General features: G+C 33.7%; 13 protein-coding genes. 4 read left to right on the top strand and 9 right to left on the bottom strand.

Annotated features, from left to right (window positions below; all coding sequences use genetic code 11):
* Positions 1-355 precede the first annotated feature (355 nt).
* From H3U97_RS06990 to murA, 6 genes are all read right to left on the bottom strand, one after another.
* Positions 356-1,426, bottom strand: coding sequence for an acyltransferase (locus H3U97_RS06990; protein WP_198198599.1), 1,071 nt, complete (start codon positions 1,424-1,426; stop codon positions 356-358).
* A 151-nt stretch (positions 1,427-1,577) separates the two neighbouring features.
* Positions 1,578-1,829, bottom strand: a complete 252-nt coding sequence (locus H3U97_RS06995) for a GNAT family N-acetyltransferase (protein ID WP_198192348.1) — start codon at positions 1,827-1,829, stop codon at positions 1,578-1,580.
* 175 nt (positions 1,830-2,004) lie between these two features.
* A complete protein-coding gene (pfkA, locus tag H3U97_RS07000; protein WP_065577808.1) occupies positions 2,005-2,967 on the bottom strand; it encodes a 6-phosphofructokinase in 963 nt (320 codons plus the stop codon).
* 93 nt (positions 2,968-3,060) lie between these two features.
* Entirely contained in the window at positions 3,061-3,957 is an 897-nt protein-coding gene (locus tag H3U97_RS07005) for a cation diffusion facilitator family transporter (RefSeq protein WP_198198600.1), read from the bottom strand.
* Between the two features lie 11 nt (positions 3,958-3,968).
* The gene (locus H3U97_RS07010) at positions 3,969-4,544 is read right to left on the bottom strand and encodes a DJ-1 family glyoxalase III (RefSeq protein WP_198198601.1); all 576 of its coding nucleotides are present in this window, start codon (positions 4,542-4,544) and stop codon (positions 3,969-3,971) included.
* A gap of 53 nt (positions 4,545-4,597) precedes the next feature.
* Positions 4,598-5,851 (bottom strand): UDP-N-acetylglucosamine 1-carboxyvinyltransferase, encoded by a 1,254-nt coding sequence (gene murA, locus H3U97_RS07015; RefSeq protein ID WP_086321235.1) that lies wholly within the window; start codon positions 5,849-5,851, stop codon positions 4,598-4,600.
* A gap of 303 nt (positions 5,852-6,154) precedes the next feature.
* On the opposite strand from murA, the gene H3U97_RS07020 reads away from it, so the two are divergent.
* From H3U97_RS07020 to can, 4 genes are all read left to right on the top strand, one after another.
* Positions 6,155-6,352, top strand: coding sequence for a YbdD/YjiX family protein (locus H3U97_RS07020; protein WP_034883017.1), 198 nt, complete (start codon positions 6,155-6,157; stop codon positions 6,350-6,352).
* A 17-nt stretch (positions 6,353-6,369) separates the two neighbouring features.
* Complete coding sequence (locus H3U97_RS07025) at positions 6,370-7,404, top strand: GTP-binding protein (protein WP_198198602.1); 1,035 nt, start codon at positions 6,370-6,372, stop codon at positions 7,402-7,404.
* Positions 7,405-7,558: 154 nt separating this feature from the next.
* Positions 7,559-8,617, top strand: a complete 1,059-nt coding sequence (locus H3U97_RS07030; RefSeq protein WP_198198603.1) for an FAD-binding protein — start codon at positions 7,559-7,561, stop codon at positions 8,615-8,617.
* Positions 8,618-8,673: 56 nt separating this feature from the next.
* On the top strand, positions 8,674-9,333 hold the full coding sequence (gene can / locus H3U97_RS07035; protein WP_065577815.1) for a carbonate dehydratase: 660 nt from the start codon (positions 8,674-8,676) through the stop codon (positions 9,331-9,333).
* Positions 9,334-9,335: 2 nt separating this feature from the next.
* Here can and nrdG read toward each other — a convergent pair whose 3' ends face one another.
* From nrdG to gndA, 3 genes are all read right to left on the bottom strand, one after another.
* A complete protein-coding gene (gene nrdG, locus H3U97_RS07040) occupies positions 9,336-9,800 on the bottom strand; it encodes an anaerobic ribonucleoside-triphosphate reductase-activating protein (RefSeq protein ID WP_065577816.1) in 465 nt (154 codons plus the stop codon).
* A gap of 17 nt (positions 9,801-9,817) precedes the next feature.
* Positions 9,818-11,953, bottom strand: a complete 2,136-nt coding sequence (gene nrdD / locus H3U97_RS07045) for an anaerobic ribonucleoside-triphosphate reductase (protein ID WP_198192344.1) — start codon at positions 11,951-11,953, stop codon at positions 9,818-9,820.
* Between the two features lie 374 nt (positions 11,954-12,327).
* The gene (gndA, locus tag H3U97_RS07050; RefSeq protein ID WP_198198604.1) at positions 12,328-13,743 is read right to left on the bottom strand and encodes an NADP-dependent phosphogluconate dehydrogenase; all 1,416 of its coding nucleotides are present in this window, start codon (positions 13,741-13,743) and stop codon (positions 12,328-12,330) included.
* Positions 13,744-13,851 lie beyond the last annotated feature (108 nt).

Raw genomic sequence — 13,851 nt, forward strand, 5'->3', positions numbered from 1 at the left:
TGTTTCAGTTTGCTGTCTCAAGGGCTGCGTATACTACGCTACACCTTTTTATTCGTCAAGATCTTTTTTTAAAATTTTTGACCTTGCTCACTAACACGACCTTTGTCTGCTTGTCGCTGACGCCGTGTCAGTGGATGCGCATTATAGGCACTTCATTTTTTTTGGCAAGTGAAAAATTACAATTAGGATTCTGTTTGTTTTTTATTTGTTCAATGCTCATATTGGTATATTCATAATATATATCTACCAAGAATTATAAACAAAATAAAAAACAAAGATTTGCTGTAAATGACACTATTCAACATCCAAAAAATAAAAATATCTATCTTTTTTCTCTTTTAGTAGCAATTTTATTTTAACGATTGCCACCAATTAAATATTTTGCTTTATCTTTAAATATTAACTTTATTAGATTTGCAATAATGATACTTATCGTTAATGCAGATATTAAAAAGCTAATTGCACCAAGTGAAGCTAATTGTCCGTTATCAGTTTTAATCACGTCCGCTATTGGTGAATTACCCACTTGTTGTTCCAAAAGTAACACGATAATTTCATGAATAAAGTAAATAGGAAAACTGATATTAGCCATATATGAAAAAAACTTATATGTTCTTCCATGTTCATTCTTACGATTTAAACCATCTAAAAAGTAAAGCGCTAAAATAAACAAAATAATTTTTTGTAATGTATCATAATAAAGTTTTTCAACACCTAGATGGTCAACATAACGATAAGCAAATGGGATACAAAAACATAAACCAAAAAAGAAAATCACTAATAATAGATTATCTTTAACTAGTTGCATAATTTTTTCATAATTCTGTTTTATCATCATACCGGTTAAATAAACCGGTCCATAATGCAACAAATTTAATAACGGTTTTGTATAATCAGGTTTAGTAAACATAACTATCCAGAACATTGAAATCAAACCAATAATAATCAGACTTTTTTGAGACCACGAATATAATAAAGGACTGATTGCAAAAATCATGATAATCATCGGCATAAACCACAGTGGTAACAATTGTGTTCCTGTCAACATCATTCTAACAATAGAACCAACCGCACTCGGTTCAGTAAATGAAAAAAAAGGTAAACTGGATAAAGACTGATAGTGAAAATAGAGAAAACAGAAGATCGATACCGATATATATGGACATACTACCGTTTTGAATTTAGATAAATAATATTCTCTTACTTTATATTTGTAGGTCAGATGTTGAAATAAAAAACCCGCAATTAGTACAAAAAAGGTGGTGAAGTTAAAAGCAAATAAATTCAAAAAAGAAAATAAATAACTATTAGCAATTAAATTGCTATTTTTAAATACGCCTAAGCAATGACTAAAGACGATCATGATGATAGCTACGCCACGCAATACATGAATAGAATGGATTTTTTGGGGTTTGACTGTTGTCATTTTAATAAGCAAAATATAACAAAGAAAATTTAGCATACATTAGCACAAAATCTGCTAAGAAAAACTAGGATTATTATAGAAAAACAATAAAATATTTCTTGACAAAAGCTGGAGAAAATTACAAGAGGTCTATATATAAAATGGACTTTATTTAGTTATTCAATTTATTTTTAGCAAACGAACATAAAGGTATAATTTCACGCTTTTCTTGCTGTAATGTTTTCACAACAAGTTCAAGCAACTTATCTGCAATACCGTGACCTCGATAAGCAGGATCAGTAAATGTATGATTAATCGTTGCCTTATCATACCCAATTCGAGTAAATGTCATTTCTGCTATTTCTTGATTATTATCATTACAAACATAAAAACGGTCATTATCTTGCTTATATTGTAGTGTCATAAAAACCTCAAATTTGTATCGAAATTGATTAAATATGACCAGAAGAATACTTTGAATATTTATTGAGTAAACAATCTTTATAAAATCAGTAATGTGAATAATTGATATATTTATTTAAAAGCTTAGCCTTATCAATTATTCACATCTTATTGTTCGATTATCAATGGAGCAATTTTTAGAATAAACGTTTTGCAGTGTTATAAAGATCCATGTCAAATGGTCTTTTCATATTATTAATCGCATCAATAATATCATGATGGACTAGCTTACCATTTTGAATACCGACACTACGGCCTGCATGACCTTTGATAAGTAATTCAACAGCATAAGCCCCCATGCGTGAACCTAAAATTCGGTCATAAGGCACTGGAGAGCCACCACGTTGTACATGTCCTAAAACTGTTGCTCGAGTTTCATGATGAACAGCCGCTTCGATATCTGCCGCTAATTGGTTAACATCACACATATTTTCAGTCACAGTAACTATCGCATGTTTTTTACCTTTAGCAAAGCCTAATTTTATCTCTTCAATTAAGTCTTCTTTAGTATAAGAAACTTCAGGGATAATCATAAACTCACACCCACCAGCAACTGCTGCATTTATTGTCAAATCACCGCAATCACGGCCCATGATTTCAATCACAGAGATTCGATGATGCGAAGAACAGGTATCTCTTAATCTATCGATAGATTCTACAGCGGTGCCTAAAGCAGTAAAATAACCAATAGTATAGTCAGTTCCACGAATATCGTTATCAATGGTGCCAGGTAAACCAATACATGGAAAACCTTCTTCAGTTAAACGCATCGCCCCCATATAAGAACCATCACCGCCAATTACAACTAATGCATCGATTTGATGTTTCTTTAAATTAGCGATCGCTTTTTTTCTAACTTCTTGGTCTTTAAATTCAGGAAATCTAGCTGATCCTAAGAATGTACCGCCACGAGTAATAATATCTGAAACGCTAGAACGATCTAACTGAACGATTCGATCTTCACACAGACCTAAATAACCATCATAAATGCCAAAAACATCTAATCCTTCAGTTAAGGCGGTTCTCACAACACCTCGAATAGCTGCATTCATCCCTGGCGCATCACCACCACTGGTTAAAATACCTATTTTTTTTATCATACAAAATAACTCCAATATATAAACCTTCGGTTATTATAAGGTCATAATAATTAACTAACAATAAAAGTTTAGAAGCTATTTTGATTAGTTTCTCTACTTATTCATTTCTAAGGGAACAACAGAAACAGGATCTTGATGAATAATCACAGTTGCAGGCGCAAATTCTTGAGCAATATGTTTCTCAATCGCATCGGCGACTGCATGCGCTTTGATTAAAGGCATATCATCGTCTAATTCAAGATGTAACTGTATAAATTTTAACGGACCAGCTTGTCGAGTTTTCAAATCATGAAAACCATGTACATTTGAGTATGAAGAAACAATTTCACAAATTTTTTGGTTATCACTTTCTGATAAAGCTTTATCTAACAAGTCTTGAATTGCACTATAGGCTATTTTATAAGCATTATAAAAAATATATAACGCAATAAAAAAAGCAAAACAGGCATCAGCATAAGTAATACCGTACCAACTTAAAAATAGAGCTACTATAACCGCAATATTCATAAACATATCAGAAGAATAGTGCAACATATCAGCTTCAATTGCTTTACTTTTAGTCTGTTTTATTACATATTTTTGATATAGAACTAATACCCCAGTTACAATAACTGAAATCACAGATACGGCAATACCTAATAAAGGTGAGGCTATTGCTACAGGATGAATAATAGATTTAATACTTGAAATTAACAAAATAGTTGCAGAACCAATAATAAAGGTGCTTTGTGCTAATGCAGCCAACGATTCGGCTTTTCCGTGACCAAAAGTATGATCATCATCAGCCGGTTTTAATGCATAACGAACTAAGAAAAAGTTAAGTCCAGATGCAAGTAAATCAATACTTGAATCTAAAAGAGAGGCAAACAAACTCATCGAGCCAGTAAACCAGCACGTAAGTAATTTTATAATAATTAGGAAAACAGAAATTAAAACAGCACTTAGTGTTGCCCTTTTAATTAACTTTTCGTACAAATGTGATTTTGACATTTGTTACCTATTTATTGGTAGGATGCTATCCCTTGTGGTAGAACCAATTGAGCGGCAACTTGAGCTGCAGCCTTTTTGTCTAATAGAATTTCAATAATTTTCAATGCAAAATCAATAGACGTTCCAGGACCTTGACTGGTAATGACTCTATTTTGTGCATCAAAATAAACTCTATCCGATTTCCAATGTTTAAAAGCATCTCTCGTTTCGGGATAACCGGTCATATATGCATCTGGAAATAAATTATGATGTTGCAGAACCATTGCCGGAGATGCACAAATGGCAGCAATCAAATTGCCGGCTTGATGTGATTGTTTTAATTTTTTAATTAATTGCGGGGAGTCACGAAAGTTTTCCGCACCTTTTAATCCACCAGGTAAAATAATCACATCAAAATCAACATTACTAACTTCTGAAAATACTTTTTGGGCTAAGATTGTTACTCCACGAGAACACTCAACTAGTCTATCTTCTGTGATACTAGCGTAAGTAACATTTATTCCGGCTCGAGTTAATAGATCAATAGTTGTAACAGCTTCGGTTTCCTCACAGCCATTCGATAAAAAAACTAATGCTTGCTTTGTCATATTACACTCCTTTTTATCTAATAGCTGTGTTTAAACAGCGTCAAAAATTAAAACTATTTTACTCGTTCGATATTAGCGCCCAATTTTCTAAGCTTCTCTTCAATATTATCATAACCACGATCAATATGGTAAATACGATCAACAACTGTCGAACCTTCAGCGATACATCCGGCTAAAACTAAACTTGCTGAAGCTCGTAAATCAGTCGCCATAACTTGAGTACCACTAAGTTTTTCGACACCATGAGTAATTAATGTATTACCTTCGATTTCGCCATGTGCCCCCATACGAATAAGTTCTGGCACATGCATAAAGCGATTTTCAAAAATCGTTTCTTTGATGATTCCAGTTCCTTCTGCCACCATATTTAATAATGAAAACTGGGCTTGCATATCCGTTGGGAACCCCGGATGTGGTGCAGTATGAATATTTACAGCTTTTGCTCGTTTGCCTTGCATATCTAAACAGATCCAATCTGCACCTGTTTCAATATTAGCACCAGCCTCCTTCAATTTTGATAGCACAGCATCTAATAAATTTGGATCAGTTTTACGACAAGTTATTTTACCTCTTGAAATAGCAGCTGCAACCAAAAAAGTTCCTGTTTCAATACGATCAGAAACAACCTCGTGTACGCCACCACCCAGACTAGTAACACCTTCAATTTCAATACGCATCGTGCCAACACCGGTAATTTTAGCGCCCAGCATATTTAAGAATTTTGCGGTATCAACAATTTCAGGCTCACAAGCTGCATTTTCTATTATAGTTTTACCTTCAGCTAAGGTTGCTGCACACATAATTGTTACTGTCGCCCCAACACTCACCTTATCCATAACAATGTGAGCACCTTTTAAACGACCATTAACTGTTGCTTTAACATATCCTTCATCTAAAGTGATTGTCGCACCTAACTGTTGTAAACCAGTAATATGCAAATCTACAGGTCTTGCACCTATTGCACATCCACCCGGTAATGAAACTTGCCCTTGCCCAAATCGAGCAACCAGTGGACCTAAAGCCCAAATTGATGCACGCATGGTTTTGACGAGTTCATAAGGTGCACAATAATTGTCAATTTGGCCAGCATCAAGATGAATAGAACCGTTACGTTGGTATTTCACGCCTAATTGCGCAAGCAATTCAAGTGTTGTATCGATATCTTTTAATTTGGGAACATTTTGCAACTCAACTGGTTTTTCAGCCAAAATTGCAGCAAATAAAATAGGTAGCGCAGCATTTTTAGCGCCAGAAATGACAACTTCCCCATTTAAAGAAGTAGGGCCAGTAACGTGAAACTTTTCCATTGTTAACTCTTATTCATTTTAAATGGCCGTTATTATAGAAGTTATTTATCAATAGATAAATGAATTTTACCAAAATATAATGACTAATTTATCTTCACTAAAACAACCCAACACAATTTCAATTATTTAATATACCTCTTTTATTTTTACTAAATTTTATTTAATAAATTAGATTAAAATTATTATTAATCAGAGATTGACTCACTTCACATCGACATTTATAGTGAGATTGATATCTTTGAAAATATCAACTGTTTAAAAATAAAATAATTTTAACTGCTTTGTTTAATAAAAGAGATAAATATGTTTGACTCAATCGCTAAAGCTGGAAAATATTTAGGTCAAGCAGCCAAACTAATGGTTGGGATTCCCGATTACGATACGTATGTACAACATATGAAACTAACTCATCCAGAACAAACACCTATGACTTATGAAGAGTTTTTTAAAGAACGACAAGATGCTCGTTATAGTGGTAAAGGTGGCTTTAAGTGTTGTTAAATAGAAAGGAATAGTTTATGACACAAGATATTAGCACTTCCTTGTTACCAGTTACCTTATTAACTGGTTTTCTCGGCTCAGGAAAAACAACACTCATCAATTACCTGCTTGAAAATAATCACAATGAAAAAATAATGATTATTGAAAATGAATTTGGTCCAGTAAATCTTGATAGCAACTTACTTACACCAAATCATGATATTCAAATTGTTGAAATGACCAATGGTTGCATTTGTTGTACTGTGCAAGGTGAATTGACCAAAGCACTCCATCAATTGCACGCAGAAAGACAAGCTGGTAAATTGCAATTTGATAGACTTATTATTGAAACCACTGGGCTTGCCGACCCGGCACCTATTATTCAAACTTTTTTTATTGATGAGCTAATTAGAGAAACCATTAGACTTGATGCAATTATTACGATTGTTGATTCTCAACATATTTTGCAACATTTAAATGAACATCGAGTTGCTGTTTCTCAAATTGGTTTTGCCGATCGTATTATTTTATCTAAAACCGACTGCATCACCGAACAACAACAAATTGAAATTCTAAATCGCCTTCAGAAAATTAATAGTAAAGCAACTATCTATCAAGCGATTAATGGTAAAATTTCCAAATCACAATGGTTAGATATCCATGCTTTTGATTTAGATGAAGAATTAGTTCTTAATAAAGGTTTTTTTATTGTTAATCCATCCAAACAGTTAGAAACTAATTTTAAAACAATTCCATATCAAACCTCATCCTGGAATGATGATATCTGTTCCTATCTTTTTGAAGCTGGAGAGCTTGATCTTAAAAAGATTGGCTCATTTATGGAAAATCTAGTTGAAAAATATGGCAATGATATGCTCCGCTATAAAGGAATACTTGCAATTAAAGACAATAACCAAAGGCTCATTGTTCAAGGAGTCCATAAAATTGTCGGTTTTGATTACGGTTCTCCATGGCAACAAGCTTCCGAAAAAATATCTCGCTTAGTTGTGATTAGTCGAACTTTACCATTTGATGAATTAAATAAGGAATTTTTACAGACGGTAGCAAATTAACTGATCACAATTAATTAAAATCGACTAAAAAACCCCTTTCCTCAAAATTTTTTAGTAAAATCGAATAAATCTTCGATTTTACTATTAACTGCCTTTTTATCGAATGTGGTAAAATGGTCAACTTTCAACCAAATAAAATAGACAACACAAGAATATGGATTACGATATTGCCATCATTGGACTTGGACCTGCCGGTAGCACGCTCGCTCGGTTACTTAGCCCATCTTTTAAGATCATTGCATTAGATAAAAAACATCAAGCTGGTGATGAAGGTTTTCAAAAACCATGTGGTGGCTTATTGGCTAATGATGCACAAAAAGCGTTTGTAAGACAAAAGCTAAATTTACCATTGGATATATTAACTGATCCGCAAATTTTCAGCGTAAAAACCATCGATCTGCAAACGAAACTGATCCGTAATTATCAACGCAGTTATGTCAGTTTTGATCGACATAAATTCGACCTATGGTTAAAGTCGCTTATACCAAATAGTGTTAATGTGTTACATAATACGCTATGCAAAGAAATCAGAAGAGTCATTGATGGATATCAAGTCACTTATATTGATGAAAGTAAAATTGAACATAAGATTACCGCTAGATACGTAGTTGGAGCTGATGGCGCAAATTCAGTTGTGAGACGTATGCGCTATCCTAATCATTCCATTAGACAATATGTTGCTATCCAACAATGGTTTACAGACAACCATAAAATTCCTTTTTATTCTTGTATTTTTGATAATAAAACCACAAATTGTTATGCATGGAGCATCTCCAAAAATAAACATTTCATTTTTGGTGGCGCCTTCCCTAAAAAGACAGCCAATCAACATTTCGAGTTATTAAAAGAAAAATTAGCTCAACAAGGTTTTATTTTTGGCGAACCATTAAAAACCGAAAAGTGTCTTGTTGTTTATCCAAACCGATTCCGAGATTTTTATACTGGTAATGAAAATATCTTTTTAATTGGTGAAGCTGCGGGCTTTATTAGTGCTAGCTCACTAGAGGGTATCAGTTATGCTCTTGATAGCGCAGAAATTCTTAGCAAAATATTAAATAGTGGCGTAGCAAAACCTAATAAACATTATTATCAAAAAACAATGCCTTTACGCTTTAAACTATATAGCAAAATTATTAAAGCAAAAATTCTTACTACGCCAATATGGCGAAAGTTAATAATGAAAAGTAAAATTCAGCATATAAAAACAATTTAGTTAATACAAAATTAGCAAATGTTTCTAACAATGAAATATAACAAGGAATAGACATTATGTTTGATGTTAGCGATCTTATTCGCTTTAATCACGAATGGTCAGAAAAAATAGAACAAGAAGATCCTGATTTTTTTAAACAGCTTGCCATTGCTCAGAACCCAAAATTTTTATGGATTGGCTGTTCTGATAGTCGAGTACCAGCTGAAAAATTGATTAAATTAAAACCCGGGGAATTATTTGTTCACCGTAATGTTGGTAATTTGGTTATCCATACCGATCTTAACTGTTTATCTGTCGTGCAATATGCCGTTGATGTACTTGAGATAGAAGATATTATCATTTGTGGACACTTAGGTTGTGGTGGAATTAAAGCTGCAGTCGAAAATCCCGATCTAGGTCTAATTAACAATTGGTTATTACATATTCGTGACTTATGGTTCCGTTATAGTTCTTTAATTGGCGAGTTTCCCGCCGATATTCGTTTAGATATTTTATGTGAGCTTAATGTTATTGAACAAGTTTATAATCTAGGACATTCAACCGTTATTCAATCCGCATGGCAAAGAGGCAAAAAAGTTAATTTACATGGTTGGGTTTATGGGATTGATAATGGCAAGATTACTGACTTACATATTACATCATCAAGTAGTGAAAACCTTGAAATCAATTATCGAGAAGCTATTTCTTATCTGTTAAATTTGCATAAATCACAATAATTTTACTTAAATCGATGGATAATTTGATTACTGCTGCCTCGCCATAAAAGTTTGGGATCAGCCAGTTCTTGCACAAATTTGCCATCAATCAAAACATCTATATAGGGAACTACAGCTTGTTGAGCATCGGTTAATTCATCAAGCTTATAGCCTGTCCACAACCAAATATCTTTATTATCACACTCATTTTTTACTCGTTTTACCAGTTTTAAAATGGCAGGGACATTTTGTGGGTGCAAAGGATCACCACCAGAAAGTGATAATCCTTGGCGTTTTATTTCAGTATCTTGTAAATCTTTAATAATTTGATCTTCAAGTGATTGTGTAAATGGCTTACCAGAGTTTATTCCCCATGTGCTTTTGTTATAACAGCCAGGACATTGGTGTACACAGCCGGCAACAAAAAGTGCACAACGAGTCCCTTCGCCATTAACAACATCAACAGGATAATAACGATGATAATTCATAATGATAAAATAATTTATTAGCCTATTTGCCCATTGTCTAAATGTTTAACTCGGCGTTTGACTTCTTCTTGTTTACCCGCATTAAATGGACGAGCATCAGGGCTACCTAAATATCCACAAACACGACGAGTCACAGAAACTTTAGCTGAATCATGATTACCACAGCTAGGACAAACAAAACCTTTGCTAGTACATGAAAATTCACCGGTATAACCACATTCATAACATTCGTCAATTGGCGTATTGGTACCATAATAAGGTACACGCGTATAGCTGTAGTCCCACACATCTTCTAATGCTTTAACATTATTAATCATGTTAGGGTATTCGCCATAACAAATAAAACCACCGCTTGCTACTGCTGGATAAGGTTTTTCAAATTCGATTTTTTCATATGGATTCACTTTTTTCTCAACATCAAGGTGGAAACTGTTAGTATAGTAACCTTTATCTGTTACTCCAGGAATAATACCAAATTCAGAAGTATCTAAACGGCAGAATCGGTCGCATAAGTTTTCACTCGGTGTACTATATAAACTAAATCCATAACCAGTCTCTTTTTTCCATTGTTCAACCGCTTTAGCTAAATGTTCAACGATTGCTACACCTTTATTACGTAAGGTTTCACTATCGAATGGATGAGTTTGGTTACCATAAAGTGCATTTAAAGTTTCATGCAGACCAATATAACCTAAAGAGATTGATGCACGGCCATTTTTGAAGATTTCAGAAACACTGTCATCTTCTTTTAAGCGAACACCACAAGCACCTTCCATATATAAAATCGGAGCAACACGAGCTTTCACACCATCAAGACGAGCAATACGAGTCATCAATGCCTTTTTACAAAGAGCTAAACGTTTGTCTAAAATTTCCCAGAAACGAACTTCATCACCTTTAGCTTCAATGGCGATACGAGGTAAGTTAAGACTAATAACACCTAAATTATTCCGGCCATCATGAATTTGTTGACCGTCTTCTTCATAAACACCTAAAAAGCTACGGCATCCCATTGGTGTTTTAAATGATCCAGTTACTTCAACGACTTTATCGTAATTTAAAATATCTGGATACATACGTTTACTTGCACACTCTAATGCTAACTGTTTAATATCATAATTAGCATCACCTTGTTTGTGATTAATACCATCTTTAATGGCAAACACTAATTTAGGGAATACCGCCGTTTTATGATTTTTACCTAACCCTTTTATTCTCACTTTTAAAATTGATTCTTGAATTAACCGCGATTCCCAACTTGTTCCTAAACCAAAACCAAAAGTAACAAATGGGGTTTGTCCATTAGCAGTATGCAAAGTATTTACTTCATATTCTAAAGATTGAAATGCATCATAACACTCTTTTTGGGTACGACTTTCCGCATAAGCCTCAGGATTTGGAATATTCCATTCCTCAGCAACTTGCTTATGTTTTTGATAACTAATAGTGACAAATTTTGCTAAAATTTCATCAATACGATTTATGGTGGTACCACCATAAATATGACTAGCAACTTGCGCAATAATTTGAGCTGTTACTGCTGTTGCTGTTGCGATAGATTTTGGCGGTTCAATTTCAGCATTACCCATTTTAAAGCCATTAGTTAACATGCCATCTAAATCAATTAACATACAGTTAAACATTGGGAAAAATGGCGCATAATCAAGGTCATGATAATGTATTTCACCACTATCATGCGCGCGCGAAATATCCTTTGGTAATAAATATTGTTTCGCATAATGTCGAGCAACAATACCTGCTAATAAATCGCGTTGAGTAGGAATGACTTTACTATCTTTATTCGCATTTTCGTTCAAAATAGCGACATTACTTTGTTCTATTAGCCCACGAATATCTTGATTTAAACGGCTACGCTCTTCACGAGCACGGTCACGATCATGTCGATATTCAATATAGGTTCTTGCTAATTTTTTATAAGGCCCTGACATTAGTTGATTTTCAACAACATTTTGAATTTCATTAATATCGACACTTTCACGATCCATCATTTGATTAGTCACTACGCGAGCCACCGCTGCACAATAATCTGGATCGTTAACATTAGCCGCAACAGCTGCTCTTATAATAGCATCTTTAATACGAGTCTCATTAAATGCAGTCTGACAACCGTCACGTTTGATTACTACGGGCATATATACTCCTCAATATTCATTAATAGTTAGCGCTTAGCATGAGTTTTTATCGACCTTAATAGTTAATGTTCTTATTCAAAACTATTGATTTTTTATTAAAATATGAGGCTTTTTGATATAAACTCGGATTTTCACATCGCTTTAGAAAATACTATATATAGTAAATATGTTTGAATTATACACCATATATTGTGTTTTTCTAGCTTTTTAAAAAAATAATTTACTTGACAAAGAAAACCCAATAATCACAAGTCTTCCGGTGAATAGCATTAAAAAAATTTGAATAAATAGGATATAAAAGGTAAATAAATTTTATAAGAGTACAAATTAATTTTGCACTCTTATATAAGAACAAGTATAGATATTAATCAGAATTAAGATTCAATATTTAACCAATCAGTATGGAATACACCTTCTTTATCGATTCGTTTATAAGTGTGCGCACCAAAATAATCTCGTTGAGCTTGAATCAAATTAGCCGGTAATACTGCTGAACGATAACTATCATAATATGCGATTGCAGCCGACAGTGTAGGAACAGCGATACCATGCGAAACAGCTAAACAAATTACATCACGCAATGATTGTTGATAAGCTTCAACGGTTTTAGAAAAATATGGCGCTAAAAGTAAGTTATCAATATTATTATTTTCATTATAAGCATCAGTAATTTTTTGTAAAAATTGTGCCCGAATAATACAACCTGATCTAAAAATCTTAGCGATTTCACCATAATTTAATTGCCAATTATAATGTTCTGATGCAGCTTTTAATTGCGCAAACCCTTGTGCATAAGAGATAATTTTCCCCATATAAAGCGCTTTACGAACTTTTTCAATTAATACTTGCTTATCTCCTGTAAATGCCTCTTTACTAGGCCCTTTTAGTACTTTTGACGCAGCAACACGTTGATCCTTAATCGCTGAAATATAACGTGCAAATACCGATTCAGTAATTAAAGATAATGGTTCGCCTAAATCTAATGCGCTTTGGCTTGTCCATTTGCCAGTACCTTTATTACCTGCCGCATCCAGAATCTTATCAACCAAATAATCGCCATTTTCATCTTTATGTTTAAAAATATCTGCCGTAATTTCGGTTAAATAACTATCTAACTCACCTTTATTCCAATCAGAAAAAACGTCAGAAAGTTCATCATTAGTTAATCCACCTACATGTTTTAAGACACTATAGCTTTCAGCGATTAATTGCATATCACCATATTCAATGCCGTTGTGAGCCATTTTAACATAATGTCCGGCTCCATCAGGACCTATATAAGCTACACAAGGTTCCCCATTTGCTTTTGCAGCAATTTTTTCTAAAATTGGTGCAACAAGTTCATAAGCTTCTTTTTGACCGCCAGGCATAATTGATGGCCCTTTTAATGCGCCTTCTTCTCCACCAGAGACACCTGTCCCAATAAAATTAAAGCCTTCATCGGATAACATTTTATTACGACGAATTGTATCCTCAAAATAAGCATTACCACCATCAATAATAATATCACCTTTATCTAACAAGGGTCTGAGTTCATCAATGACAGCATCAGTACCTTTACCTGCTTGCACCATAATTAGGATACGGCGAGGTTTTTCCAAAGAATTAACAAAATCTTCAATACTATAATAAGGAACCAATCGTTTATCAGAATGTTCAGCTATAACCTCTTCTGTTTTATCTCTAGAGCGATTGTAAATTGATACTGAAAATCCGCGACTTTCAATATTCAGTGCTAGGTTTCGCCCCATAACGGCCATTCCGATGACACCGATTTGTTGTTTAGACATAATTTGGCTCCTCTACTTTACTTGATTTAATCTTTATAACCTTACAAGATTTGATATTACTGCGCTAACACAATTATTTAGTCGCAATTAGATTACATTCTGCCATAA

Origin of the sequence: Gilliamella sp. W8128, from assembly GCF_016100545.1 — a bacterium.
Taxonomy (GTDB): Bacteria; Pseudomonadota; Gammaproteobacteria; order Enterobacterales; family Orbaceae; genus Gilliamella; species Gilliamella apis.

Bases quoted from the DNA above. Each gene is read 5' to 3' on its own strand.
- H3U97_RS06990 (WP_198198599.1), bottom strand. From the start codon at position 1,426: ATGACAACAGTCAAACCCCAAAAAATCCATTCTATTCATGTATTGCGT.
- H3U97_RS06995 (WP_198192348.1), bottom strand. From the start codon at position 1,829: ATGACACTACAATATAAGCAAGATAATGACCGTTTTTATGTTTGTAAT.
- pfkA (WP_065577808.1), bottom strand. From the start codon at position 2,967: ATGATAAAAAAAATAGGTATTTTAACCAGTGGTGGTGATGCGCCAGGG.
- H3U97_RS07005 (WP_198198600.1), bottom strand. From the start codon at position 3,957: ATGTCAAAATCACATTTGTACGAAAAGTTAATTAAAAGGGCAACACTA.
- H3U97_RS07010 (WP_198198601.1), bottom strand. From the start codon at position 4,544: ATGACAAAGCAAGCATTAGTTTTTTTATCGAATGGCTGTGAGGAAACC.
- murA (WP_086321235.1), bottom strand. From the start codon at position 5,851: ATGGAAAAGTTTCACGTTACTGGCCCTACTTCTTTAAATGGGGAAGTT.
- H3U97_RS07020 (WP_034883017.1), top strand. From the start codon at position 6,155: ATGTTTGACTCAATCGCTAAAGCTGGAAAATATTTAGGTCAAGCAGCC.
- H3U97_RS07025 (WP_198198602.1), top strand. From the start codon at position 6,370: ATGACACAAGATATTAGCACTTCCTTGTTACCAGTTACCTTATTAACT.
- H3U97_RS07030 (WP_198198603.1), top strand. From the start codon at position 7,559: ATGGATTACGATATTGCCATCATTGGACTTGGACCTGCCGGTAGCACG.
- can (WP_065577815.1), top strand. From the start codon at position 8,674: ATGTTTGATGTTAGCGATCTTATTCGCTTTAATCACGAATGGTCAGAA.
- nrdG (WP_065577816.1), bottom strand. From the start codon at position 9,800: ATGAATTATCATCGTTATTATCCTGTTGATGTTGTTAATGGCGAAGGG.
- nrdD (WP_198192344.1), bottom strand. From the start codon at position 11,953: ATGCCCGTAGTAATCAAACGTGACGGTTGTCAGACTGCATTTAATGAG.
- gndA (WP_198198604.1), bottom strand. From the start codon at position 13,743: ATGTCTAAACAACAAATCGGTGTCATCGGAATGGCCGTTATGGGGCGA.